The organism is Bacteroides cutis (genome assembly GCF_900241005.1).
In the GTDB taxonomy this organism is placed as follows: domain Bacteria; phylum Bacteroidota; class Bacteroidia; order Bacteroidales; family Bacteroidaceae; genus Bacteroides; species Bacteroides cutis.
The window spans coordinates 379,571-406,454 of record NZ_OEST01000003.1 but is presented as its reverse complement, the minus strand read 5'-3'; the positions used below and the strand labels follow the sequence as shown (position 1 = coordinate 406,454).

The 26,884-nt window shown below is 42.3% G+C and carries 17 protein-coding genes and 2 tRNA genes; 11 read left to right on the top strand and 8 right to left on the bottom strand.

Annotated features, from left to right (window positions below; translation table 11 throughout):
• Positions 1-72: 72 nt before the first annotated feature.
• The 7 genes from C1A09_RS08980 (at position 73) to C1A09_RS08950 (ending at position 11,507) form a co-directional block, all read left to right on the top strand.
• Positions 73-3,192, top strand: coding sequence for an ATP-binding protein (locus C1A09_RS08980; RefSeq protein ID WP_101543206.1), 3,120 nt, complete (start codon positions 73-75; stop codon positions 3,190-3,192).
• Between the two features lie 117 nt (positions 3,193-3,309).
• On the top strand, positions 3,310-4,362 hold the full coding sequence (locus tag C1A09_RS08975) for an efflux RND transporter periplasmic adaptor subunit (RefSeq protein ID WP_101543205.1): 1,053 nt from the start codon (positions 3,310-3,312) through the stop codon (positions 4,360-4,362).
• Positions 4,359-7,391, top strand: coding sequence for an efflux RND transporter permease subunit (locus C1A09_RS08970; protein ID WP_101543204.1), 3,033 nt, complete (start codon positions 4,359-4,361; stop codon positions 7,389-7,391). The genes C1A09_RS08975 and C1A09_RS08970 overlap by 4 nt, the downstream gene beginning before the upstream one ends.
• 2 nt (positions 7,392-7,393) lie before the next feature.
• Positions 7,394-8,680: a TolC family protein gene (locus C1A09_RS08965; RefSeq protein ID WP_101543203.1), complete on the top strand. Its 1,287-nt coding sequence runs from the start codon at positions 7,394-7,396 to the stop codon at positions 8,678-8,680.
• 46 nt (positions 8,681-8,726) lie between these two features.
• Entirely contained in the window at positions 8,727-9,752 is a 1,026-nt protein-coding gene (locus C1A09_RS08960; RefSeq protein ID WP_101543460.1) for a sensor histidine kinase, read from the top strand.
• On the top strand, positions 9,745-10,518 hold the full coding sequence (locus tag C1A09_RS08955) for a LytR/AlgR family response regulator transcription factor (protein ID WP_101543202.1): 774 nt from the start codon (positions 9,745-9,747) through the stop codon (positions 10,516-10,518). Before C1A09_RS08960 ends, C1A09_RS08955 begins: the two co-directional genes overlap by 8 nt.
• 77 nt (positions 10,519-10,595) lie before the next feature.
• A complete protein-coding gene (locus tag C1A09_RS08950; protein ID WP_101543201.1) occupies positions 10,596-11,507 on the top strand; it encodes a DMT family transporter in 912 nt (303 codons plus the stop codon).
• A 66-nt stretch (positions 11,508-11,573) separates the two neighbouring features.
• Here C1A09_RS08950 and C1A09_RS08945 read toward each other — a convergent pair whose 3' ends face one another.
• The 3 genes from C1A09_RS08945 to C1A09_RS08935 all read right to left on the bottom strand — a co-directional run bounded on the left by C1A09_RS08945 (position 11,574) and on the right by C1A09_RS08935 (position 13,944).
• Entirely contained in the window at positions 11,574-12,260 is a 687-nt protein-coding gene (locus tag C1A09_RS08945) for an MIP family channel protein (RefSeq protein WP_101543200.1), read from the bottom strand.
• 81 nt (positions 12,261-12,341) lie between these two features.
• Entirely contained in the window at positions 12,342-13,679 is a 1,338-nt protein-coding gene (locus C1A09_RS08940; protein ID WP_145998978.1) for a hypothetical protein, read from the bottom strand.
• Between the two features lie 177 nt (positions 13,680-13,856).
• A tRNA-Ser gene (locus tag C1A09_RS08935) sits at positions 13,857-13,944 on the bottom strand.
• Positions 13,945-14,494: 550 nt separating this feature from the next.
• On the opposite strand from C1A09_RS08935, the gene C1A09_RS08930 reads away from it, so the two are divergent.
• Positions 14,495-17,530 carry a SusC/RagA family TonB-linked outer membrane protein gene (locus C1A09_RS08930; RefSeq protein ID WP_245874989.1) on the top strand — a complete coding sequence of 1,012 codons (3,036 nt, stop codon included), beginning with the start codon at positions 14,495-14,497 and terminating at the stop codon, positions 17,528-17,530.
• Between the two features lie 22 nt (positions 17,531-17,552).
• Positions 17,553-19,157, top strand: a complete 1,605-nt coding sequence (locus C1A09_RS08925) for a RagB/SusD family nutrient uptake outer membrane protein (RefSeq protein ID WP_101543197.1) — start codon at positions 17,553-17,555, stop codon at positions 19,155-19,157.
• A 539-nt stretch (positions 19,158-19,696) separates the two neighbouring features.
• Here C1A09_RS08925 and C1A09_RS08920 read toward each other — a convergent pair.
• Positions 19,697-19,781, bottom strand: a tRNA-Ser gene (locus tag C1A09_RS08920).
• Between the two features lie 133 nt (positions 19,782-19,914).
• On the opposite strand from C1A09_RS08920, the gene C1A09_RS08915 reads away from it, so the two are divergent.
• Positions 19,915-22,446 (top strand): endonuclease MutS2, encoded by a 2,532-nt coding sequence (locus tag C1A09_RS08915; RefSeq protein ID WP_101543196.1) that lies wholly within the window; start codon positions 19,915-19,917, stop codon positions 22,444-22,446.
• Between the two features lie 74 nt (positions 22,447-22,520).
• The gene (locus tag C1A09_RS08910; RefSeq protein ID WP_101543195.1) at positions 22,521-23,732 is read left to right on the top strand and encodes an L-serine ammonia-lyase; all 1,212 of its coding nucleotides are present in this window, start codon (positions 22,521-22,523) and stop codon (positions 23,730-23,732) included.
• A 78-nt stretch (positions 23,733-23,810) separates the two neighbouring features.
• Here C1A09_RS08910 and C1A09_RS08905 read toward each other — a convergent pair whose 3' ends face one another.
• The 4 genes from C1A09_RS08905 to C1A09_RS08890 all read right to left on the bottom strand — a co-directional run bounded on the left by C1A09_RS08905 (position 23,811) and on the right by C1A09_RS08890 (position 26,849).
• The gene (locus C1A09_RS08905) at positions 23,811-24,308 is read right to left on the bottom strand and encodes a PepSY-like domain-containing protein (RefSeq protein WP_101543194.1); all 498 of its coding nucleotides are present in this window, start codon (positions 24,306-24,308) and stop codon (positions 23,811-23,813) included.
• 41 nt (positions 24,309-24,349) lie between these two features.
• Positions 24,350-24,790, bottom strand: a complete 441-nt coding sequence (locus C1A09_RS08900; protein ID WP_101543193.1) for a PepSY-like domain-containing protein — start codon at positions 24,788-24,790, stop codon at positions 24,350-24,352.
• A gap of 89 nt (positions 24,791-24,879) precedes the next feature.
• A complete protein-coding gene (locus tag C1A09_RS08895; RefSeq protein WP_101543192.1) occupies positions 24,880-26,175 on the bottom strand; it encodes a sensor histidine kinase in 1,296 nt (431 codons plus the stop codon).
• Positions 26,172-26,849 (bottom strand): response regulator transcription factor, encoded by a 678-nt coding sequence (locus tag C1A09_RS08890; RefSeq protein WP_101543191.1) that lies wholly within the window; start codon positions 26,847-26,849, stop codon positions 26,172-26,174. Before C1A09_RS08890 ends, C1A09_RS08895 begins: the two co-directional genes overlap by 4 nt.
• Between the last annotated feature and the right edge of the window lie 35 nt (positions 26,850-26,884).

Genomic DNA, 26,884 nt, shown 5'->3' with positions numbered 1-26,884 from the left:
CCATAACCTTTTGCCTGTTCGACTATTTATATATACCTTTGTTTCAAAACACCAAAATTACCAAAGAACGACATGAAGGTTATCTATAAAGTAGCGTTTCTTATATTCTGCCTATTACTAAATACATCCTTTTCACAGGGGAAAGACACAGACAATAGTATTGATTATATACTCATCATCAATACCTATAATGATTCCAATCCATGGAGTACTCATCTCATCACCCCGATAGTCAACATGGTGGCTCGCAATAACAAGATTGGAATATACACAGCGCATTTAAAAATGCTTACGCAAGATACGAGCAAACTACAATCCTTCGAAGAAAACATATGTAACGAACTTTCCACCCATGTTCCGAGTCTTATCGTATTTATAGGAAGCGCAAGTTTCATTTTATGCGATGACCTGAACAGGGTGTGGCCTGATATCCCGATGGTTTTATGCGGTGAACGCGATTATACAGGTTCCAGAGACATTATCGGTATGGGACACGCTCTCAGCGAAGAACAACGTATCCCCCTTATCAATATGCAGGGAGAACTAAATATGACCATGATACACGCCAATATTTTTCTGGAAGAAAATATAAAGCTCATGAAACAGCTTATTCCCCAAATGAATAAAATTCTATATATTGGAGACGAGACCTATATCTGCCAGCAAAATGATTATGACCTGTCAAAAATAATCCGTGAGAAATATCCTACACTGGAATATAATTTTATTTCAGCCAAGGAAACCAGTACAGACAGCCTTTTCTGTATCCTGAACAAAATAGACACCCAAACTACCGGTGTCTTGTTTTCATCCTGGCTCCGTAAAAAAGACTTTGACGGAAATGCAATAATGACCACCAACTCCCACCGTATCATAGCCACTTCTCCCGTACCCTTATTTTCTTCCAAAACAATAGGAATTGACGAAGAAGGAGGAATAGTAGGTGGATACATTTACAATGAGGAAAATTACATCAATCATCTTCTCAATTCCATCAATGAGATATTACATGGGAAACAAGCCCGTGAAATACCTTTCTATCATGCCACTGATGCAGCCCCGACATTCAATTACCAATCACTGCTTCAACGTAATCTAGACCCCAAACGTTGCCCCCAAAATACGGTTTTCTACAATGCCCCTCCTACTTTTTGGGAAAAATATGAGTATATAATAATAGGAGCCACATGCATCATCATACTTTTGCTGCTTATTTTCCAATATCATCGTCTCCGCGTACTTGAAAGGATGAAGCGTATCCAGCAAAAAGAATTGCAAACTACCACAAAATATTATGGCCTTATCAATAATATGCCCATTCTTTATATATCCGAAGAACTGATAAAAAATGAAGAAGGTAAAATTATTGATACCAAATGTACTGATGTAAACAAACATTTTGAAGAAAAATTCTTCAAACGTAAAGATATCATCGGCAGACGGGGAAGTGAGATGTTCCCCGATTCCATGCCGCAATTCTTGCATTTTATGAATATAGCCCTGCAGGAAAAACGTTCCATCACATTCTCCTATTATTACAAAGATATTGACATCTTCTACGATATAGTAGTCAATGCCAACGGAAACGGGCGTTTTATGGATGTATTTTGTCTGGATAGTACAGAACTCCACAATACTCAAAAGCAACTTCGTTCTATCAACCATAAACTCTCAATGGCCCTCGAAGTAGCCAATATCGTTCCTTGGAAGTGGAATATACAGAACCACACTATTCTTTGCGATGTAAACAAACCGATTGAACTGAGTAATGCCAATGTAGAAATTAATGAAGAACAACTTTCAGTGGATGACAGCCAATATTTCTCCAAAATATACAAAGAAGATCTTCCTAAAGTAAAAAAAGCCTATGCCGACTTGATAGCCGGGCGTATCTCTAAAGTGAAAGAAGAATATCGTGTGATTAACCGCCTCAACGGCATCAAACATGTTGACTGGGTAGAAGCTCAGGCTGCCATAGAAAGCTATGATGAAAAAGGTAACCCTTTGACTTTAGTAGGATCTTCCTTAATCATCAACGAACGGAAGAAAATGGAGACGGACTTGATTTCAGCTAAAACCCGTGCAGAAGAGTCCAATCGGCTCAAATCCGCTTTCCTTGCCAATATGAGCCACGAAATCCGTACACCACTTAATGCTATCGTGGGTTTTTCCGGTATCTTGGCATCCACAGAAGCTGAAGAAGAAAAACAAGAATATATCAGTATCATTGAAAACAACAATACTCTGTTATTGCAACTCATCAGTGACATTCTTGATCTCTCTAAAATAGAGGCAGGTACTATGGAGTTTGTTTATTCTGATTTTGAATTGAACAAAGTAATGATAGAATTGGAAAGTTCACTCCGCCTGAAACTATCTGCCGAAAAAGAAGTAACCCTCTCCTTTGAAACCAAAATACCGGAATTACATATTCATGCCGAGCGAAATCGCTTGTCACAACTCATCATCAACTTAGTAACCAACGCTATCAAGTTTACCGAAAAAGGTAGTATCCGTTTCGGTTACGAAAAACGGGATAACAATACTCTCTTCTTTTATGTCTCCGATACAGGGTGTGGAATACCCGAAGGGAAGCAGGAAGACATCTTCGACCGCTTTGTCAAACTGAATACCTTTGCCCAAGGTACCGGATTGGGACTTTCCATCTGTAAAACCCTTGTCCAAAACATGGGTGGTGATATCGGGGTGAATTCCAAACCTGATGAAGGATCTACCTTCTGGTTTACTCTCCCTTATGTCCCGGTCACCGATTATCAACAGGAAGAGTTAAAAGTCGAACCGATAAAAATAAAGAAACAAAAAATTACTATTCTCGTCGCCGAAGACCATAATAGTAATTATCGCCTGATAGAATCGATTCTAAAGAAAGATTATGATCTGGTACATGCTTGGAATGGACAAGAAGCGGTAGAACTATTCAGAGAATATGATCCACAACTCATCTTAATGGATATCAACATGCCGGTGATGGATGGATATGAAGCAACCAAAGAGATACGTAAGTACTCCACTCAAATACCTATCATCGCCGTCACAGCTTTTGCATATGCTTCAGACGAGCAAAAGGTTATGGAAAATGGTTTTGACGCCTACATGGCAAAACCTATCAATGCCAACCAACTGAAAAATCAAGTAACAAATATGTTGAAACGGCACATCATCTTTATGTAACATTTGTATTTCATATCCCGTTTCACCTTTCTAGGTTTTCTATTTTCCGGGTTCAGAGATTTTTTTCCGATAAGGTTTCGATAGTCTCTCTAATTTTGGCGAAAATCAAAATGGGATATGAAAACAAAAAAACATTTCATTCTACTGTCCAGTCTTGTCCTTGTATTTAGTGCCTGCAATGGTAAGGATACGAAAAATGAACAAGACCTACAAGTTTATACAACAAAAGCCATTGCCTCCGTACAGGAGAGCCAAAAAGAATTTCCATTTATTGCCCAACCGTTCCGAACGTCTGAATTATCATTCAGAGTTAGCGGCCCCATCGACCATTTCGATGTATATGCCGGTAACCAATACCACCGGGGCAGTATTATCGCTGAAATAGACCCACGTGATTTCAAGATCAGAAAAGAACAGGCAGAAGCAGTCTATAATCAAGCCAAAGCTGAATTTGAGCGTATTCAAGTACTCTATCAAAAAGAAAATATCTCAGCCAGTGCCTATGAGAAAGCCAAAGCTGATTATATTTCAGCTAAAATGGCTTTTGAAACGGCAGTCAATGAATTGGAAGATACCCGTCTGACAGCTCCGTTCAACGGATATGTAAGCGAAGTCTACATTGAGAAATTCCAAGACGTCAAAGCCGCTCAACCTATACTTTCCCTAATAGATATCCATCAGTTGAGAATAGAGATTTATGTACCTCAAGAGATTGCTTACGCCACACGGTCACTGGACAACGTACAAATCCGTTTCGATGCTCTGCCCGATAAAATCTACCGTGCAAAAATCATTGAAATATCCAAAGGAACTACCCGTAATAATCTTTCATATCTGCTTACGGCTATGTTACCCAATGAAAACGGTGAACTGCTGGCAGGCATGTCCGGCAAAGCGATGCTGAGCATGCCGCAAACAGAGGGTGCTACCGGGGTCTGCATCCCCCAGGAAGCACTCTGCCACCGTCCTTCAATAGGTAATTACGTTTGGGTAATTACCTCTACCGCACAAGCCGAGCGTAGAAAAGTAACCATCGATAAACTTTTGCCGGAAGGTAAGGCTAAAATTTCAACCGGCCTGAACGAAGGGGAGACTATCGCTACAAGTGGACTCCGCTTCTTATCAGACGGTACAAAAGTAACCATCCTTACTAAACAGAAAAACTCATGAAACCGGTTAAATATTTTCTACAGAAGAAAGCAGTCACCACCCTGCTATTGATATTGGTCTTGGCAGGTGGACTGTTTTCGTACATCAAAATGGGGAAATTGGAAGACGCCCCTTTCACCATCAAGCAAGCATTGGTACTGACTCCATATCCGGGTGCTTCCCCTTCCGAAGTACAGTCACAGGTAACGGATGTAATCGAAGAGTCCATCCAATCTATGGGCGAGCTCTATTATCTCAAAACAGAAAATCGTGCCGGATTGTCAAAGATTACCGTCTTTGTAAAGAAAGAAATCCGTGCCGACGAAATGCAGCAACTGTGGGATAAACTGCGCCGGAAGGTAAACGATGTACAAAGTAAATTACCTGCCGGAGCAGGTCCATCCGTTGTCAATGATGACTTTGGTGACGTATTGGGCGTATTCTACGGGCTGACAGGTAATGGACACACCTATCGTGAACTGGAAGACCATGCTAAAATTATCAAAAACGAACTTCTGAAAATCAAAGATGTTGCGAAAGTTGAAATATATGGAACACAAACCCCTACAATAGATATCTCCATCAGTCCCTCTGTCATGGCACGCAGTGGCATCACTACAGCTGATATCATCCATGCTTTCGAAGCTCAAAACAAAGTGGTGGATGCCGGAGGAATAGATGTGGGTCCTAATCGTGTCCGTATAGAGTCTACGGGAAGTTTCTATTCATTGGATGATATCCGGAACCTGACTATCGTATCACATACAGGCGAACATTTCCGTCTGGCAGACATCACGCAGATTGAAGAAAGTTACCAGATTCCTGCTTCCAACCTGATGCGTATCAACGGACAGCCTGCCATAGGCATAGCAATTTCAACCGTGCCCACCGGTAATGTTGTGGATATGGCAGAAGCCGTCAAAATACGCATCGGCCAATTATCCAAAGATATGCCCGAAGGTTACGAACTGGTTTCCATTTACGATCAGGGTTATGAATCGGCAGTAGCCAACCAAGGTTTTATTCTAAATCTTATCATTTCCGTCCTGACCGTTGTCGCCATTCTTTTATTCTTCATCGGGTTCAAGAACGGGCTTCTGATAGGTAGTGGCCTGGTATTCTCCATCTTTGCCACTTTGATTGTAATGCTTTGTACAGACATTGCTTTACAGCGTATGTCTCTTGCCGCCATAATCATCGCCATGGGTATGTTGGTCGATAATGCGATTGTCGTCTCCGATTCCGCCTTAGTCAATATGCAACGGGGCATGAGGAAGCGTGTCGCCATCATGCGCGCTTGTTCCTCTACGGCACTACCGCTACTGGCAGCAACGGTTATCGCCATACTCACCTTCCTGCCTATTTATTATTCTCCTCACATCACAGGCGAATTATTATCTTCATTAGTAGTAGTTATCGGGGTTTCCCTAATGTTCAGTTGGGTGTTCGCATTGACGCAAACCCCTTTCTTCATTCAGGAGTTTGTACGTCGTCCCCGCCCCGAAGAACTGAAAACCGCACTTTTTGACGGGAAATACTACAATATGTTCCGCCGCACGTTACATAAGGTCATCAAGTATCGCTACGCCACTGTAGGCTGCCTGATACTATTACTGATACTTTCCGCATGGAGTTTCAAATTCATCCCGAAAGTGTTCGTACCGGCGTTGGATAAGCAATATTTCACCTTAGACGTATGGCTTCCCGAGGGTACCAATATCAATGAAACCGACAAGTTGGCCGAAGAGATGGCAGAGTATATCCGTCAACACGGACAAACGGAAATGGTATCTACCTATGTAGGCAGAACCCCTCCCCGTTACTACTTGTCCAATGTCTCATTCGGGCCACAATCCAACTATGCACAACTTTTGGTGAAGTGCCACACTTCCAAACAGTCACGCCAGCTCAATGCGATGTTGCAAGATTCCATCCGTTTGAAATTCCCCGAACCACTCATCAAGGTAAACAAATTCGAATTGAGTCCTTTGACGGAAGCTGTCATCGAAGCCCGTTTCCTGGGACCCGATCCTGCCGTACTGGACTCTCTAGTAGGACAGGCCATTGAGATCATGCGACGTAATCCCAAAGTGGCGGACGCCCGCAATGAATGGGGTAATATGTCATTGATGCTGCGCCCGGTTTACGATCCCGTAAAAGCCGGAGAACTGGGTATCACCAAAGCCCAAATGATGCAGTCCGTCAAATCCATCAGTGACGGAACGGTAATCGGTATTTACCGTGACAACGAGAAGAAAGTACCTGTCCTGTTGAAATCCGAAGGATATGATATCACGGATGCCACTTCCCTCGGCGACTTCTCCGTATGGAACGGTGAACGTTCCGCTCCGTTGTCACAAGTAACGGAACGTCTTGAGACGAGTTGGGAATTTCCACAGATACGTACCTATAACCGCCAGCTCAGTATGGCAGCTATGTGCGGCGTAAAACCCGGACATACCATGGCAGAGGTACATGGAGAAATCCGTAAGGAAATTGAAACCATGGCTTTACCCGAAGGTTATACTTTTTTCTGGGATTCTCAGTTCAAGGACCAAGCAGAAGCAATGCAGGCTATTGCCAAATTTTTTCCGCTGGCATTTCTCATGCTCATCGTAATATTGGTAGCTTTGTTCGGTAACTTCCGAGAACCGGTCATTATCCTGTGCGTCTTGCCGCTGTCACTTATCGGTGTTGCCATAGGCATGCTACTCACCGGTTTTGATTTCGGTTTCTTCCCCATAGCCGGATGGCTAGGATTGCTCGGCATGATTATCAAAAACGTGATTGTACTGATAGACGAAATCAATGTACAACGTCGTGAAGGAATAGTGCCCTATAAAGCAGTGATAGAAGCCACTGTTTCGCGTACGCGTCCGGTATTGATGGCAGCTACCACCACCATTCTGGGCATGATACCTCTACTCTTCGATATCGCCTTCGGTGGTATGGCGGCTACCATCATATTCGGTCTCACATTTGCCACACTACTGACCCTATTCGTCACTCCGGCATTATACGTCTTATTCTATAAAGTAAAAATAAAATAGGTATGAAACATATATATATTTTACTCTTTTTCTTCTTGTGTGTCCCGTCCGTATTTTCCCAGCAAAATTCTTTGCTGGAGAAATATCGGACTATGGCACTGGAGTATAATCACGATTTACAAGCAGCAGACAAGAATATCGCCTCCAGTATGGAGCTGATTAAATCTGCCAAAGCCGACTTAAAGCCTAAGCTTTCCGGTGAGGCCAATTTCCAATATACCGGAAATCCCATAGAATTGACCTTGAATCTCCCTCAAACCGGGCACCCTCTCACTTTTGAAGGGCGCGACATGAAATACGGTGCTTCTCTCTCACTGATGCAACCCCTTTATACCGGTGGACGTATCCTCGAAACGATTCGTCTGGCAAAGTATCAACAGTCCATGAACGTACATCAGGCAGAACTACTCCAATCATCTGTTTGTTACCAAACAGATATGCAATATTGGAATGCCGTAGCCCGCTTTGAGCTAATCCGCATCGCCACAGAATACCGTAATTCCGTAGCTTCACTGGTAAAAACCATCCGCGAACGTGTAGAGGTCGGCCTTGCAGACCCGCAAGACCTGCTTATGGCAGAAGTCAAATTAAATGAAGCCCAATACCAAGTATTACAGGCACAAAGCAATTTCGATACCGGACGCATGGCACTCAACTCACTGATAGGAGTTGAGCTCAAAGCTGAAACCCAGATAGAAGATACTGTTCCCAACATCTCTCTATCCGAGGACTTATTACTTACAGATGGCAGTAACCGTCCCGAAATAAGGATAGCCCATGACCAAATAAGGATAGCTGAAAGCACCGGTAAGCTCACAGACTCCAAATACAAACCTCAACTCTACATCGGTGCGGATGGTACTTATTCCTCCCCGGGTTATAATTTCAAAAGTGATCTCGATCCCAACTATGCCATTTATGCCAAGCTATCTGTTCCTCTTTTCGAATGGGGGAAACGCCGTAATGAGAAACGTGCTTCTTCCTGGAAAGTAGGTATGGCTAATGATTACCTGAATAAAATAACCGATAACGTTAATCTGGAAGTACAAACAGCTCATACTTCCTTATTACAAGCCATATCACAAGTATCTCTTACAGGTAATTCACTGGAAAAAGCCCGTGAAAACGAACGGAAAGCCCTGGAACGTTATGAAGAAGGAAAAACATCCGTCATCGATGTCATCGAGGCGCAAACCTACCGCCAGGCATCACAAATAAACTATGTACAAGCCAAAGTTTCTGCACAAGGATACTATTCCGACCTAATAAAAGCTTTGCATAAGTATTGATATCCCGCAAAATATTATAGATTTGTCAGGAAAAAGAAGAATGAATATGAAATGGAGTAATTTGATATACGGTATTCTGTTTTCAGGATTGGGAGCTTTCTCCTATTTCCTGTTGGTGAACTACACCAACCTGACCCCTCGTATAGCCGATGCACTTTACTCGCGTGGTGCATTCATTTTCTTTATCCTGGCTTTCAATGTATTGGGGTATGCCATGCTCCGTCTCAGTTCATGGGTCAACACACAATATGCCGTAAACCTCCGTTCCCGGTGGAAAATACCCGTTATTTATTTAGTGGTAATGCTATTGTTCCTGTTACTGAATTACAGCCTGCTTGTGTGCGCCAAGATACTGGCCGGAGTATCAGAGCCTTTTCTCTTTCCCAACAACGGGTGGCGACTATTGATAGTAGTCTGGTTGGTAGAGTTGGTTATACTAGGATTATTACTTGCCAACCGTTCCATCCAGAGCACTCTACGATTACAAAAAAAGACAGCCTTGTTACAATCCGAAAACGACACTGCTCGATACACTGCCCTACAAAACCAACTGAACCCGCATTTTTTGTTCAATAGCCTGAACACGCTTATTGCCGAAATAGAATACAATCCCGCTAATGCAGTACATTTCACTAAACACCTGTCCAGTGTTTACCGCTACGTATTGCAATGCCAAGATAAAAATTCAGTTACTCTCACCGAAGAAATGGAATTTATGCGTTCTTACCTTTTTCTGCACGAAGTTCGTTTAGGTAATTGCCTTATTTGTCAAAGCGATATTCCTGCCCAATATACGGATAGCGCATTACCTCCCCTCACTTTACAACTGTTGGTAGAAAATGTCATCAAACATAATTCTATCACACAAAGTAAACCGATGACTATCACTATCCATATCGAAAACAAATACCTGATAGTCAGTAATTCCATACATCCCAAAAAGAGTGTAGTCTCTTCAGGTGTAGGTCTGAAAAACCTTGCCAAGCGATGTAAGTTGATATCTGGTAAAGATATCATAATCGAAAACAAAGACGGAATATTTACCGTAAAAGTACCTTTATTATATGAATAAACAGAATATAGTCATCATTGAAGACGAAATACCCGCAGCACGCCTGTTACACTCCATGATTACCCGTTTGCGTCCGGAGTGGAACATTACCACTTTGCCGGGTAGCGTGGAAGAAGCCATCGACTGGTTTGCCGCTCATCCCCACCCCGACCTTATATTTCTGGATATCCAGCTTGCCGACGGGAATTCGTTTGATTTCCTCTCTGCGGCACATCCTACTTCTGCCATTATTTTCACTACCGCATACGATCTGTATGCCGTCCGTGCTTTTACTGTCAACAGTATCGATTATATACTGAAGCCCGTAGATGAACAACGCCTATCTGATGCCATCTTGAAATACGAAAGTCAGCAAGAAAAAAGCTGCATCCGTCCCGATGAATACCTGCCTATCCTTCTGGAAGCTCTTCAATCCAGAGAGAAACAATACCGTACTCGCTTTCTTATCTATGGCATAGATCGTTTCTGGTCTTTGCAAGTCAGTGACATCGCCTATTTTTATTCGGAAAATAAAGTGACTTTCGCCGTTACCCACAGTAATCAGGAACACATCATCGAGCTTTCACTCAACAAATTGATGGAGCAGCTCGATCCCGACCGCTTTTTCCGTGCCAATCGGCAAATCATCCTTTGTATTGATGCTATAGACCATGCAGAACCATATTTCAATGGAAAACTGTCCGTCACCGTCCGTCCACCATTCAAGGGTAAGATAACCATTAGCGAAGAAAAACTTTCCGCCTTCAAACGGTGGCTTAATTTCTAATTTAATGAGAAAGAGCACCTTTTTCATGAGAAAGACGTATCTTTGCAACTCATTTTGCAAAACTACTATCAATAAATATGAAAAAAGGACTTTTATACGCTATACTGGCGTCTATATTATGGGCTATTGTCAACCCGTTTATCAAGCAAGGACTAAGTTATGATTTTACCCCGATGAACTTCGCAGGTATCCGTTTCATCAGCGTAGGCATTTTGTTGTTCGCCTATACCTGGCACAAAGGGATGTGGCAGGAAATCAAGCAACATAAAAAACTGTTCCTCAACCTGATCTTCATTAACATGTTTATGGGTTACACCGCTTTTTATTTCGGTGTAGATTTCGTCAGTGGAGCCATATCCTCCATCATCATGGGCATGACCCCACTCATCAATGTTCTGTTAGCCCACCTTTTGGCAAGTGATGATAAATTGAACGGTCACAAGATAGTCAGCCTCATCGTCAGTCTCGTAGGGTTACTACTCATCGTAGGAATGGGAAGTGACGGTAAGCCTTTGGATTGGAAAGGTATCACAGGTATTGTCCTGTTACTTCTGAGTATTGTTTTTCAAGGATATTCCGCCATCTCCGTGTCCGAAGAGAAAGGGAAAGTAAATCCCATCTTCCTGAACGCCGTACAAATGTTCTTTGGCGGTGTCCTTATCTATGTTGTCGGACTCAGCACAGAAGGTTATCACACTTTTATCGGAAAACCTATCGGTTTCTATATCAGTCTCGGCATCCTGGTATTTATATCCGTGTTTGCCTTTAGTTTCTGGTTCATGGCACTCCAAAGCAAAGGAGCTAAAGTCAGCGATATCAACATGTGCCGTCTTATCAATCCGATACTCGGCGCTATATTAAGCTGGATGATGCTGGCGGACGAACATCCCACTTTCAGTACCGTGACAGGTATGATAATTATCGTTTGCTCACTGATTATTTATTTCAAAGGAACGGATATAGTGAGACATTTCGCTACAAAAAAATAAAACGTTTCTAATACTTTCATAATTTAGGAGCGGATTTTACTCCTAAATTATGAAAATATACTTTTTCTACTTTTTCTCCACTCCTGCCAGTATTTTCCACACAATAGCGCTTAAGGCAGCACCAACAAACGGAGCTACAATGAATAACCACAATTGAGAAAGAGCTGTACCTCCCTGAAACAATGCCGGGCCAATACTACGTGCAGGATTAACAGAAGTTCCTGTAATAGGAATACAGACTATGTGCACCAATACCAGAGTCAAACCTATCGCTAAACCAGCAAAAGCGCCTGCACCTTTCTTTTCATCCGTTGAACCAAGAACCACTAACACAAAAATAAATGTAAATACAGCCTCCGCAATAAAAGCCTGCAACATCATTCCATCAGTAAAGCCATTAGAACCTGTAGCAGTAGGCCCTCCATGACCTCCGGTTGAAACTAACGCAAAAAGAATGGCCGAACCGATGATTGCTCCAATTACCTGAAATATCATATACATAGCCGCATCTTTTCCTGTCATTCTCCCTGACAAGAAAACGCCCAATGTGATAGCCGGATTAATATGACAACCAGAAATTCCACCAATGGCATACGCCATAGCTACTACAGACAAACCAAAAGCGAAAGCAACTCCCAGAGTACCTACCCCTGCACTTACCGCCCCTGCCGCACTACCTGCAAATACCGCACTACCACATCCCATCAATACCAGAACCATGGTTCCAACCATTTCCGCAATGTACTTTTTCATATTATTAGTATTTTAATTAAACAAGATATTACAAATATAGATAATGAAAAGGATAAAAACAAGAAAACAATCTTGATACCGCTACATACAATTATAAAGCCACCATCCCAAGTATCCCCAGGCTATCTGTGCACCAAACCATTCCTCGCGTGATGCAAAACTATTTTCAGTCTTTTCTTGATAGAACTTTCCGGTAGTACTGCGTTGCATCATTTCCAACATTCGCTGATTTCTGGCCTTAGCCCAATCCATAGCTTTGACTGAAAGACCGGTATCCCAGCTAAAAATATGAGCCATAATATCCATCAACCAGTAATTTTCTTGCCGTCCTGTTCCCCAATCATTACCTTCAGGATAGTACATGAGAGAAGATGCATGCCCATCATCGGTCTTTTGATAGATAGTTTTACCATTGAACAATCGCTCGGTAAGAGTATGATAAAGAAGTTCTCCATTATAAACAGAAGACTGTAAAGGCTTACAACGTGCCAGATTATAAACCCAAGTATTTGTAGCATTGTGCATAAAAGCAACCATATAATCGGGATGAATAATAGAATGGTTGATCACCGTTCCATCAGGATTTACATTACTGCCTTGTAGAAAATCATTCAACTTAATACCATCTATCACTGTATCCCGATGAATATCGTCAGGTGTAGCATAAGCCGAAAGTTGAAGCTCTATATTCTTTTTCATCCACCGATTATAATTTGCCGCTTTAGGCATCATAGCTGTAGCTATAGTAAGTATGTTTGAATTCCACGCGTTTTCTTCTGCTTTTGTATCACCCTTAAAAATAATATTTCCAGCTTTATCGCGATAATAAGGAATATCATAGTTCAAGAAACGATCAGCTTCATGCACCATCATACGGCATACCAATTCACGATCGTCATCAGACAGCTTATCCCAAACCATCCAAGCTGCTTCGGCCACCTGAGAAGCCCATAATGCACTTTGCCATTGATCTCCCCATCCTTTTTCATTAGAATTCGCCTTATGCCTGTAAGCAACAGAACGAACCAGACGACAAAGTATATCCAACGCTCCCTTTTCAGTCACTCCTATTACTTTCGCATCATAAACTTTAAGTTTTATGCATACAGCCAACGTAAAGGCAGCATGAGAGATAGGACGAATGAAATGTTCGGTATTTCCTCCAAAATCCAAATATTGCCCCTTCTGATCGTTGAAATGTTTTACATCATTATACCACATATTCAACAAATACTTATTATTTTGCCGCAAAAGATATTTCACCTCTTTGGAAAAAGTATCTTGAGGTGATTTACATTGCCATACTTCAGGTGCAATAGGTATAACCTGATTTCTCAGAGAAGAATTATCTCCGGCACATACAATTTGTGGAGCCCAAAATGACATGCCCAAAAACAAAAAGAAAAGAATGTTTTTCATTGGATGATTATTTTTATGTGTTTTATTTCCGAAATCCATAAGAGCATTTATGTATATACTCTTCATCTATATACAAAAGTACAATTTTTCTTCATCAAAATCTATCTTAAGCCTAAAAAAAAAGAGACAAGAACCTTTATTACAGTTTCTTGTCTCAATTTTATCAGATTTATTTTGCGGAGAGACGGGGATTCGAACCCCGGATACCCTTTAGGGGTATACACGCTTTCCAGGCGTGCCTCTTCAACCACTCGAGCATCTCTCCTTGTTTTCGGAGCGCGAAAGTAAGACATCTTTTTGAGATATCCAAATCATCACTCCTTTTTTCCTAATAAAAGTCAGGCTTTTCCCATAAAACAGTACAGAAAGAACTAAGCCTCAACAGTCAACTTATTATGATCCGACATTTAAAACACCCGGATGTATTGCCCCAAAACATCCGGATGTTGTTGACGAAAACATCCCCATGTTGTAAGGTAAAACACCCGGATGTTTTAAGTGGCAAGTATAAAGTTTTAAGTTCAGAAAACATAATGATAATCGTTTAAATCTATGAACAACCACACCCCAGCCTTATTTGATACCTATCCGATATCTCTTAAATACGACTTCTATGACCAATTCCACACAAGTCTCCAGATTATTCCACACTCTCTTCCACAACTTCCACACTTTTTTCCACACTTTTCCACAACATCCCTATATGCCCTAACAGGATAAAACACTATTAATCAATATCATATATACATAATACCTACTTTCGGCACAGTTCTTGCTTTTTTCTCATACAGATTTTGTTTTAAAATATTACTAATATGAGAGAAAGAACACAAAGAAAAAGGATATGGGTAACGGGTATCTATATTCTATTATTCTTATCTACCCCCCTATCCGCACAAATGGCGTCACCCTTACAAGGGAATGTAGAAACAACCATCGAAAGTGCTGCTACCATCGATACGGGGGGCGAGTTAACTCCAGATGGTAAAAAAATTGTAAAAGGTTTCGTCAGTGATGAACATGGTGAAAGTATCATTGGTGCCACAGTAGTGGTGAAAGGGCATCCTGAAACAGGTACTGTAACCGATGTAGATGGAAAATTCACACTGGAAGTGGAACCCCGAAGTATTCTTGTCATCTCATACATCGGATACAATCCACAAGAGACGCGTGTAAGCCGTAAAACTCCGTTCTATAATATCATTCTAAAAGAGGATAACCAACTATTGGAAGAAGTGGTAGTGGTGGGTTATGGTACAGTGAAAAAAAGTGACCTGACCGGATCCGTATCCACTGTCGGTACGCGTAGTTTTGAAAGTCAGCCTGTGACCAATGTCTCACAAATCTTACAGGGACGTACATCTGGCGTAGAAGTTACTTCCACCAGCGGCATGCCCGGTTCAGGAGCCAAAGTACGTATCCGTGGTACCACATCTATCAACAAAAGTAGTGATCCGTTGTATGTAATCGACGGAATTATTTCGTCTAGTGGGCTGGACGGACTAAATCCTCAGGACATCCAGTCCATGGAAATCCTGAAAGATGCTTCGTCCACAGCCATTTATGGTTCGCGCGGAGCCAATGGTGTCATCCTCGTCACTACCCGAAGTGGAGAGGAAGGACGGGCCAGAGTGACTTTCGACGCTAAGATAGGATTGTCATCAGTACGGAAAGACTATGATTTACTCAATGCATACGAGTACGCCCAGGCATTAAATGACATCCGTGGTTCGCAGACCATCTCTCCAGAAGATATGGAAGCCTACCGCAATGGTACAAAAGGTATCAACTGGCTAGATTTAATGACCCGTACTGCCTTAAGCCAAGACTATAATGTAGGCATATCCGGTGGAACGGAAAAGGTGAAGTACCTCCTTTCGGGTAATGTGCTGGACCAACAGGCCGTCACCATCAACTCCAAATACAAGCGTTATGGTTTCCGCGCCAATATAAACGCCGACATTCGTCCGTGGCTCTCTTTGTCCGCCCGTCTGAATACAGCCATTATCCATCAAGAAAACGGTGCACCCAGCTGGTTCCACGTACTGAATTTTTCACCCACCATGGAATTACGTGATCCTGAAACAGGTATTTATAACAACGACCCCTACAATATCGGTACGGGAAATAATCCTTACGGTGTGGCAATGGAAAATTACAGCGATTCGTATAGTTATAATGTAAACGCCAACCTAAATCTACTCTTTAAAATTGCTAAAGGATTGACATTCAACATACAGGGAGGTTACGACTACGATCATAGTCCCTCTTACTCTTTCAGTTCCAAGTTGATAGCCCCCGGAGCCATCAACAGTATGAGTAACAGTAGCAGCCTGCACCGTTACTGGCAAAACACCAACAACTTGACTTACCAAGGACAGTGGGGTGACCATTCGCTGACTGCCACGGGAGTGTGGGAGATCAGCCGTACCATAGATACCGGTCTGAGTGCCAGTGGTTCGAACCTGAATAATGAAAGTGTAGGTTACTGGAATATAAGCAATGCCGCTGTACGAAGTGAAAGCAACTCATATACAGAAGCTTCGCTTGCATCGGGTATCATACGTGCCAGTTATGACTATAAGAAACGTTACTTCTTGACCGCCGCTCTCCGTGCCGACGGTTCGTCAAAGTTCCAAAAAGACCACCGCTGGGGATGGTTCCCTTCGGCTGCCGTGGCATGGGATGTAGCCAAAGAAAAATTTATGGCTAATCAAAAAATACTAAAACAACTGAAATTACGCGCCAGTTATGGTGTAACGGGTAACGAGGCCATTTCGGCATATAGTACGTTGGGAATGTTGTCGGGTACTAGCTATGGATGGGGTACCACCACCGGCTATACAGGTTACTGGGGTAACCAGTTTGCCACTCCCGAACTGACATGGGAAAAGACATATCAATATGACATAGGTCTGGACGTAAGCCTACTGGGCATAGACATTACAGTAGACTGGTTTAAAAAGCGCACAGTAGATCTACTTTTCCAAAAACAAGTACCTCGTTACAATGGTGGCGGATCGTATTGGGTGAACCAGGGCAAACTGAACAATACCGGTGTGGAATTTTCGTTCAGCACTTTTCCTGTCAAGAGTACTCTGGTATGGGAGACTTCTTTCAATGCTTCATATATAAAGAACGAAGTAATAGACCTGGCAGGTAACGACTTCGTACTGAGTGCCAATTATAGTGATCTGGGCGGAGCCATGCAAATCATGAAACCGGGTTATCCATTGGGATCATTCTACGTGTACCAATGGAAAGGATTTGATGAAAACGGAGCTAACCTCTATCAGAAAGCGGACGGTTCGTTGACCACAACCCCTACTTCAGCCGACCTTGTTATCAAAGGGCAATCCAGTCCGAAATGGACATTGGGATGGAACAACACTTTATCGTGGAAAAACTGGACACTGAATATATTCTTCAATGCAGCTACAGGATATAACCGATTAAATATAAGCCGTTTCACCACTGCTTCAATGAGTGGTGTGTCACGCTTCATCAGTCTTTGTGACGCTTACTTCCGGGGTTGGGATTATGTAGATAATAAAGCCGAAGCGCTCTACCCCAGTATCAGTAACACTGATAATAAAAGCTATGCCAATTCCGACTTCTGGCTGGAAGATGCCTCATTCGTGAAGCTGAAAAACATCAGCCTGTCTTATAACATCCCGCGCCGCGCGACCAAAATTGCCGGTATCCAACTAACAGTCAGCGCACAGGATGTATTTACCCTGACTAAATATAAGGGTATGGATCCTGAAGTTTATACCGGCTACGATGGCTTGGATTATGGTGCCTACCCTGTACCACGTACTTTTACCTTCGCTGTAAAACTTAGATTTTAATAACCTATAATAGCATACAGACATGAAAACAAATTTTCATCATATTAAAGCCACCCTACTGGCAACTGCTGTAGCTTTTAGTCTGACAGCCTGCGAGGACTTTTTCAACGAAAAGCCATACGGACAGCTTACTACCGAAGGTTTCTTCAGTAATAAAGAAGATTTGGCTGCCTCTCTCAACGCACTCTACTCTGTGGTAGCTACCTCACAAGCCCAGAATAATTATTGTGGCACAAACTTCTTGGCAGGTGACGATCTGTCTACTCATCCCGCCAGTAACAAACAGCCTTTGCGTGAACATGATCAATATAACGTGACGGACAACAATTCATGGCTCGTCAGTATGTGGGAACAGCGATACTTAGTAATCAAAGCTGCTAACTTTATTATTAATAATGCTGACCGTACCCCAGACACCAGTAAGGAAGAAATTACCCGCGCCATTGCCCAGGCACACTATTGGCGCGCCTATTCCTATTTTTATCTGGTAACTACATGGGGAGCCGTACCTGTAATGTTGGAAGAAGAAATCAATTACAATGCCACTCTTACTCCGGTTGAGGAGGTATACAAACTTATTCTGTCCGACCTGAAAATCGCCGAAGCCGGTTGTCCTGTAATGTATGATTCCGAACCTTATGCACGGAACGGAGTGAATATCGCTGTCAGCCAAGCAGCGGTGAAAGCTACTATGGCTTATGTGTATATGTGTATGGCCGGATGGCCACTCAACAAAGGAGCCGAATACTATAAACTGGCAGCGGATAAAGCCGAAGAGGTAATAAATGGTGTAGAGAATGGGACTTACTATTACCGCCTGTTGGACGAATACAACCAAGTATACTCCGTTCAGTGGAGCGCAGCCAATCCTGAAGTATTGCTCGGTATCTACTATAACCGCGACCGTACCCCACAGATGACTCCGTTGGCCGACTTCTTGTTAGACCAGAAACAAGCAGGTTGGGGTGATACTAATGGAGAGATCAAATTCTGGAAAGAGTTCCCCGAAGGTCCCCGCAAAGATGCCACTTATTTTCCTAAAATTATGTTGGCCGATGGTGAACTACACGATTGGTGGTACGACACCGATCCTCCTTCACGCGAAGTAGTGGCGCCGGTATTTATGAAAACCGTGGAAGGTACAGAACGAGGTACAGAGTTTGACTATACCAATCCTACCCCTCTGCCACAGTTTGGCGAAAAGACCATCCAAGTGATCCGCCTTTCACAAGTTTACTGCTGGTATGCCGAAGCTATCGGCCGTTCGGGACAAGTCACCTCTAAGGCGGTAGATGTGTTAAATCATGTGCGTAACCGTGCCGACGGCCAATTATCCAATCTTTACAGTATCTCCATGACTCCCGATGAGCTTGCCGAAGCTGCTTATAACGAACATGGTTGGGAGATAGCAGGATACTACTGGGCCGGACTGGCCACCCGTGCACGTGACATGTTCCGCATGTACCGTTTCAAAGATCATTTTGAATACCGTAAAGAAAACCCGATGATCGAAGTGGCTCCCGGCATTATGCGAAACGAAGCTGTATCTGTCAGTGGTACATGGGATGATAGCCGTATGTATTCACCCTACCCCTACGAAGATTCTATACTGAACCCCAATTTGTAAACCCAACATCCCCACGCCGGAAGAAGAGGCTGTTAAGCCTCTTCTTCCGGTACTTCAAATTATTGAGATCCGGTTATTTACCCATAAAATCAATGCTTCATATCGTATTCCGAAACAGATAGGACAGTATAAAACGGAGAATGGCGGCAAAAATCCGTCCACGGATGACCGTGTTGTGATTGTCTGCCCGAAACCGCTTGTTCCGGAAACCTCAAAAGGTATGAAGTTGGCTTGTAACTGCTATTTAAAAGAGGGTGTAGCTGCTATTTGTATTGGCGGTGGCAATGGATGAAGAATAGATGTGAAATTTTATAAATGCAAAAAATGCAGAGTTTTATTTCTCTCATTTACTTATTTTTGCTTATATTATGACTATTTTCATGGGTTGTTTTTCAGTAACGATTTAGTAACGGAACTTTGTCAAAAGTGGGCATTTTCATGTCTTTCGGTTGTCTGCCGACCAAATAGAAAAAGTCCCGTAAAACATTGATTTTACGGGACTTGTCTTAGATTGGCTACCTAATGTCTTTAGGTTTCAGCGGAGAGACAGGGATTCGAACCCCGGGTGCCTCGCAGCACAACGGTTTTCAAGACCGCCGCAATCGACCACTCTGCCACCTCTCCAAAACTTCCTTCTCAAGAAGGCTTTCCGTTGAAAGCGGTGCAAAGGTACAAATCATTTTTAATTCTGCAAACATACTTTCTCTTTTTTCGCGAATTAATTGTACTTTTGCCACATAATATATAGGCTATGCCCATGATATACCCGCAAAATTTTGAACAAAAGATAGGTTTCGATCAGATACGTCAATTGCTGAAGGAGAAATGTCTCAGCACACTTGGTGAAGAACGTGTGACTGATATGACATTCTCCGATCGTTTTAGTGAAGTAGAGGAACTTCTGGAACAAGTCACGGAGTTCGTTCGTATACTCAGAGAGGAAGACAACTTCCCCGCACAATATTTCTTCGACGTTCGCCCATCATTGAAGCGGATACGAGTAGAAGGAATGTATCTGGACGAACAAGAACTTTTCGATCTGCGACGTTCATTAGAAACGATACGCGACATTGTACGTTTTCTACAAAAGAATGATGACACGGAGGAAGAAAGCGCTTCTCCCTATCCTCGTCTGAAACGTCTGGCAGGAGATATTACTGTATTCCCACAACTCATTGGAAGAGTTAACGGCATCCTGTCTCCATATGGGAAAATTAAGGATAACGCTTCTACCGAATTGGCACGCATCCGTAGAGAACTGGCAAGTACGATGGGAAGTATATCACGTTCTTTGAACAGCATATTACGTAGTGCGCAGTCAGAAGGTGTTGTAGACAAAGACGTCACTCCCACCATGCGTGACGGGCGTCTGGTTATTCCTGTAGCTCCGGCTTTGAAAAGAAAGATAAAAGGTATAGTACACGATGAGTCGGCCAGTGGAAAAACCGTATTCATAGAGCCTGCCGAAGTGGTGGAAGCCAACAATCGTATCCGTGAACTAGAAGGAGACGAACGACGGGAAATAATCCGTATCCTGATGGAATTTTCCAATCAATTGCGTCCATTCATTCCCGATGTATTATTATCTTACGAGTTTCTTGCCGAGATAGATTTTATACGTGCCAAAGCACTGCTTGCCGAACAGATTACAGGCATAAAGCCAGCTTTTGAAAACAGGCAGGTACTGGACTGGACTATGGCCGTACATCCCCTGCTGCAACTCTCCCTAGCCAAACATGGTAAAAAGGTGGTACCACTGGATATAGAATTGCACGGGAAGCAACGTATCCTTATTATCTCCGGCCCTAATGCCGGCGGTAAGTCGGTCTGTCTAAAAACAGTCGGTTTGTTGCAATATATGTTGCAGTGCGGGTTACTCATTCCTATGCACGAACGTAGTCATACCGGCATATTCAGTAGTATCTTTATAGATATAGGCGACGAACAATCCATCGAGGATGATCTCAGTACCTATTCTTCACATCTTACCAATATGAAAATCATGATGAAGAGCTGCAATGAGCGCAGTCTCATCTTGATTGACGAATTTGGCGGTGGAACAGAACCGCAAATCGGTGGTGCCATTGCAGAAGCTGTTCTAAAACGTTTCAACGAAAAACAGACTTTCGGTGTCATCACTACTCACTACCAAAATCTGAAGCATTTTGCCGAAGACCATGAAGGAGTAGTAAACGGTGCCATGTTATACGATCGTCATCTAATGCAAGCTTTATTCCAACTCCAAATAGGTAATCCGGGTAGCTCGTTCGCTGTGGAGATTGCCCGTAAAATCGGTTTGCCGGAAGATGTCATTGCAGATGCTTCTGAAATCGTGGGTAGTGAATACATCAATGCAGACAAATATCTGCAAGATATTGTGCGCGACAAACGCTATTGGGAAGGTAAACGCCAAACAATCCGTCAGCGTGAAAAGCACATGGAAGAAACCATCGCCCGCTATCAGGAAGAAATGGAGGAGCTGCAGAAATCCCGTAAGGAAATTCTGAGAAAAGCCAAAGAAGAAGCCGAACAGCTGATACAGAACGCAAATGCCCGCATTGAAAATACCATCCGTACCATTAAAGAAGCACAAGCTGAAAAGGAAAAGACCCGTCAGGTACGTCAAGAACTGACCGATTTCCGTAAATCTATGGAAGATCTTGCCAGTAAAGAGCAAGAGGAAAAGTTAGCCCGCAAAATGGAGAAACTGAAAGAAAAACAGAACCGGAAAAAAGAAAAGAAAACAAACAAAGAGAAAGAGTTATCAACAGAAGCATTGGCTGAAAAGCAAGCACGTAAGGAAGCCGAACGCTTGGCTGCGATTATCCCCGGTTGTAGTGTCAAAATAAAAGGGCAAACTTCGATTGGTGAGGTAATGGAAATAAATGGGAAAAATGCGATTGTAGCTTTTGGAAGCATCAAGACTACCGTCAAACTGGATAGACTGGAACGTACCAACGCGCAACCTAAACAGGCAAATGCCTCTGCCAAAAACACCTTTATCAGTAGTCAGACGCAAGATAGCATGTACGAAAAGAAACTGCATTTTAAGCAAGATATTGATGTACGTGGCATGCGTGGGGATGAAGCATTACAGGCAATAACCTACTTTATAGATGATGCCATTCTTGTCGGAATGTCCCGCGTTCGTATTCTACACGGAACGGGTACGGGAATTCTACGTACTCTTATCCGCCAATATTTGCAGACTGTTCCCGGAGTGCGCCATTTTGCCGATGAACACATACAATTCGGAGGTGCAGGTATCACAGTAGTAGACTTTAGTTAAAGCGAAAAAGGGGAAAATTTGAAATGAAATAATAAAAACAATTTTAATCGTAAATCTTTAAATCGTAAATATATATGAAATCAATCAAAGAACTTTATCGCATCGGTACAGGTCCATCAAGTAGCCACACGATGGGTCCACGCAAGGCTGCCGAAATATTTTTGGAAAGACATCCTGAGGCCGCAGCATTCAAAGTTACATTATATGGTAGTCTTGCAGCTACCGGAAAAGGGCACATGACGAATATTGCCATCACTGAAACCTTGCAACCGGCAGCTCCGGTGGAAATTATATGGGAACCCAAAATTTTTCTCCCCTTTCATCCTAATGGAATGAAATTTGTTTCAGTAAATTCCGAAGGAAAAGAAACCGACCAATGGACAGTATTCAGCGTTGGTGGTGGTGCATTGGCTGAGGAAAACGACGGAGCTTCCTCCGTCAACACTCCCGATGTATACGATATGAACCACATGACTGAAATCTTACAATGGTGTGAACGTACCGGCAAAAGTTACTGGGAATACGTCAAGGAATGTGAGAACAGTGATATATGGGATTATTTACAAGAAGTATGGAAAACCATGCAATCTGCTGTAAAACGCGGATTGGAACAAGAAGGCGTATTACCCGGTCCGTTGAACCTACGACGCAAAGCTTCTACCTATTATATACGTGCCAGTGGATACAAATCTTCTCTTCAGTCGCGTGGACTGGTCTTTTCTTATGCACTTGCCGTAAGTGAAGAGAATGCTTCGGGAGGTGTCATCGTTACAGCTCCCACTTGTGGTTCGTGTGGTGTAATGCCCGCCGTACTGTACCATCTGGCAAAGAGTCGTGAATTTAGTGACATGCGTATTCTCCGCGCGCTGGCAACTGCCGGATTGGTAGGAAACATAGTAAAAACGAATGCTTCTATATCAGGAGCGGAAGTTGGTTGTCAGGGGGAAGTAGGTGTAGCATGTGCCATGGCCTCAGCAGCAGCCAACCAATTATTCGGTGGTAGTCCGGCACAAATAGAATATGCCGCCGAAATGGGATTGGAACATCATTTAGGTATGACCTGTGATCCTGTGTGCGGATTGGTACAAATACCATGTATCGAACGAAATGCCTACGCCGCCGCACGCGCTCTAGATGCTAACTTATATTCTTCTTTTACAGACGGCATGCACCGCGTATCATTCGATAAAGTAGTCGAAGTAATGAAAGAGACAGGGAATGACCTGCCGTCCCTATATAAAGAAACGAGTGAGGGAGGGTTGGCAAAAGATTATAAACCGATGTAATTATTTAATTGATAATGGATAGTTGATAACTACCATGCGGTGCACAGCACAATCTAACTATCCATTATCATTAAACAACTATTCCGTTACCGGCCAATGTGTATCATCTTTCCCCGTCACATCAATACTTTTCATCAGGTTACCCTCTTCCGAGAAAAATAACTGATATTCAGTTTTACCATTCTCTACCTCGATAACGTACTGAATAGGTTGTAACGGATATTCAAGCATATCAATATCCTCTCGTTTCCAAATAGCAAATTCACTACCATTGAAACCTGTCTGTACAGTTGCCGGAAGATCATTCCACCCAATAGAGATTTCGGTCAACTTCCAAGTGGCATTAACATCAAACCACACATCAAGTTCTTTGCCATCTGCCCAACAATCGGCAACAAAATAAACATCTTTCTTTTCCCAATCTATATCGGTAGCATTGGGATATTTTGCCTTCAGAGCATTCGAAATAGATTCCGGTACAGGAATACCATCATTCTTATCATCATCATCATCGCACGCACTGAATGCCAGTACAGCAACAAACATCATAGCTAATAATTGAATCTTTGTTTTCATTTTCCTTATTTAATTGAGATTAGACATAAAGTTCATTCATATTAGTCGTCCATACTGACGAATTTTCCTTTATTATTAAACTTCAAAGAATAGTCGTTACCCAACTCAACTTCTACACCATTACGTCCACGTTCTATCTTCGTGATAATTTCCTGCGGGAAATTAGTCTTTACGTATTCTTTCACGGAAACAGGAATTAATGCTCCGGGCACAGCAACCTTTTTACAATCAACCTCAGTCCAGTTGCCATTACTGTCAAAATCAATCTCTGTACGGTCAGTCAATAAAACTTCATACTTCTTGGATTGCAGAATATTCGTCTCAATCTTGATATGCGAAACCTGCGGTTTAGAGAAGTACTGGTTGATAAAATTACGTGCAGTCAACGGTAGTTGTTTGACATCCTGTGTGATAACATCTCCTGCAAATGCAAATTGAACAGCCGCAAGAGCCAGTACAATCATAGATAAAATTTTCTTCATAATCGTTATTTTTTAAAGTGTTACTAAATAATATGCGTATCATTCACACTGCAAATAACGACAAAGAATTAGGAAAGATTTGGGAATAATCAGAGTTTACGATATTTTTCAATATCTTTAACAAGAAGGAAACAGTGCATTCCTTCGTTCCATTCATAAGTAAGCTTCAAAGAAGCAGAACAAGCAATAGAACGTGCAATAGCAAGCCCAAGACCGGTAGAATCTTTCTTCCCCTCTGCAACACGATAAAAACGTCTAAACAGTTTCTCACCGTCCAAAGGCACATCTCCTGTATTCTTTATCCACAAAGAATCGGAAGTTGTCAAAATCCGTAATTCTCCCTTCTCACGATTGTGAAGCAACGAATTTTTCACTAAATTGGATACCAAAATCTGAGCCAAAGAATGATTACAACGAACCATAAAAGGTTGCGTTCCTCGTTCGCGTACAAGATGAACTTGTTTATGCTCGTATATATCCACCAAGTCCGGTAACAAGTTATCAAGTATCTCATCAATGGAAACATCCTCCATTTCGGTATATTGTCCGTTTTCGATACGAGAAAGCAACAGCAAAGATTTATTAAGTTTTATTGCCCTACCCAATGTATTATAGATATCATCCAACTCCTTCATCTGTTGTTCTGAAAGCTCTTCATTCTCTGCCAATAATTCTACTTTTCCACGAACAATAGCAAGCGGAGTCTGTAACTCATGCGAAGCATTCTCAATAAATTGCTTTTGCTCCTCATATGCTTTATAACTACGATTACCCATATCCACAGCTGCAACACTCAATTCACGAAACTCCCGTATTTTCGTCGGATTATCTAACAGTGGTACTTCCTTACCCGGCTGAATGCCATGTAACCAATCCAATAATCTGTGCAACGGGCGAAATACACTCTTCAACACCAACTGTATACCAATGGAAGTACAAATCAAAAATAACAGAAAGAGAACTCCGAGATACCATAACATAGCTTCAACCATATCATCCCGTTCCAAAATAGAAATCATCAGTTCCAACTCATAAAACTGCCCTCCGGGCATACGAAAGGCAGTTCTCATGACCCGTACCGGTTCATCTTCATCCTCAAGTTCAACATAAACCGTAGAATCGTAAAAAACTTCTCTATAATGAATACCTTCTTCTTCGGATATAGGACGGAATTTGTAGAAAGACATCAATGTTCCCTGTGTTTCAAGTACTGAAGGATCATTGAGTGCGTTATTTATCAATATCCTGGCATAGTTTTCCAAAGTATCATCGGTTTCATCAACCACTTCGTCCATGATGGTATAATAAAATAATATCCCCCATATCGCCATCAGCAAAAATAAAAGCAACGAAAGTTTACGATACGTGTAATATACCAACTTCATACTTCGGATAGTTTATAGCCGAAACCATAAACAGCTTTCAGTTCCACGGTAGCACCGGCCTGTTTCAGTTTCTTGCGCAAATTTTTCACTTGTGAATAAATAAAATCCAGAGAGTCTGCCTGATCAATATTATCACCCCATACCGTCTCAGCAAGGCTCATTTTATTAATAACCCGGTTGGGATTAACAACGAAATAATATAACAGATCAAACTCTTTGCGATTTAACTGTAAAGGAGTTCCTTTAACTTCAGCCTGACGCTTATCAGGATAAAGCAACAGATTTCCGACAGTCACCGTTAAGTCACCTTGCACTTGCCTACGCCGTATCAGAGACTTCACACGAGCATTCAGTTCTGCCAGATGAAAAGGTTTAGTAAGATAATCGTCAGCTCCCAACTCCAACCCGTCCACTTTGTCATCCAAAGAGTCTTTGGCAGAAATAATAAGCACACTATCACTGCGATGAAGACGTTTCAGTTCACGTAGCAAATCAAGACCGTTTCCACCAGGCAACATAATATCCAACAGAATACAGTCGTAATCGTAGTCGTTTATCTTATCCAATGCCGAAAAATAATCGGCGGCAGTCTCTACGACAAACTTTTCTTTCAAGAGCGAGGTACGGATAGTTTCCCGTAAATCCTGTTCATCTTCTACAATCAAGATTTTCATATTGGCAAAGATAAGTCAAAAAACTGGAAACAATC

Bases quoted from the DNA above. Each gene is read 5' to 3' on its own strand.
- C1A09_RS08980 (WP_101543206.1), top strand. From the start codon at position 73: ATGAAGGTTATCTATAAAGTAGCGTTTCTTATATTCTGCCTATTACTA.
- C1A09_RS08975 (WP_101543205.1), top strand. From the start codon at position 3,310: ATGAAAACAAAAAAACATTTCATTCTACTGTCCAGTCTTGTCCTTGTA.
- C1A09_RS08970 (WP_101543204.1), top strand. From the start codon at position 4,359: ATGAAACCGGTTAAATATTTTCTACAGAAGAAAGCAGTCACCACCCTG.
- C1A09_RS08965 (WP_101543203.1), top strand. From the start codon at position 7,394: ATGAAACATATATATATTTTACTCTTTTTCTTCTTGTGTGTCCCGTCC.
- C1A09_RS08960 (WP_101543460.1), top strand. From the start codon at position 8,727: ATGAAATGGAGTAATTTGATATACGGTATTCTGTTTTCAGGATTGGGA.
- C1A09_RS08955 (WP_101543202.1), top strand. From the start codon at position 9,745: ATGAATAAACAGAATATAGTCATCATTGAAGACGAAATACCCGCAGCA.
- C1A09_RS08950 (WP_101543201.1), top strand. From the start codon at position 10,596: ATGAAAAAAGGACTTTTATACGCTATACTGGCGTCTATATTATGGGCT.
- C1A09_RS08945 (WP_101543200.1), bottom strand. From the start codon at position 12,260: ATGAAAAAGTACATTGCGGAAATGGTTGGAACCATGGTTCTGGTATTG.
- C1A09_RS08940 (WP_145998978.1), bottom strand. From the start codon at position 13,679: ATGAAAAACATTCTTTTCTTTTTGTTTTTGGGCATGTCATTTTGGGCT.
- C1A09_RS08930 (WP_245874989.1), top strand. From the start codon at position 14,495: ATGAGAGAAAGAACACAAAGAAAAAGGATATGGGTAACGGGTATCTAT.
- C1A09_RS08925 (WP_101543197.1), top strand. From the start codon at position 17,553: ATGAAAACAAATTTTCATCATATTAAAGCCACCCTACTGGCAACTGCT.
- C1A09_RS08915 (WP_101543196.1), top strand. From the start codon at position 19,915: ATGATATACCCGCAAAATTTTGAACAAAAGATAGGTTTCGATCAGATA.
- C1A09_RS08910 (WP_101543195.1), top strand. From the start codon at position 22,521: ATGAAATCAATCAAAGAACTTTATCGCATCGGTACAGGTCCATCAAGT.
- C1A09_RS08905 (WP_101543194.1), bottom strand. From the start codon at position 24,308: ATGAAAACAAAGATTCAATTATTAGCTATGATGTTTGTTGCTGTACTG.
- C1A09_RS08900 (WP_101543193.1), bottom strand. From the start codon at position 24,790: ATGAAGAAAATTTTATCTATGATTGTACTGGCTCTTGCGGCTGTTCAA.
- C1A09_RS08895 (WP_101543192.1), bottom strand. From the start codon at position 26,175: ATGAAGTTGGTATATTACACGTATCGTAAACTTTCGTTGCTTTTATTT.
- C1A09_RS08890 (WP_101543191.1), bottom strand. From the start codon at position 26,849: ATGAAAATCTTGATTGTAGAAGATGAACAGGATTTACGGGAAACTATC.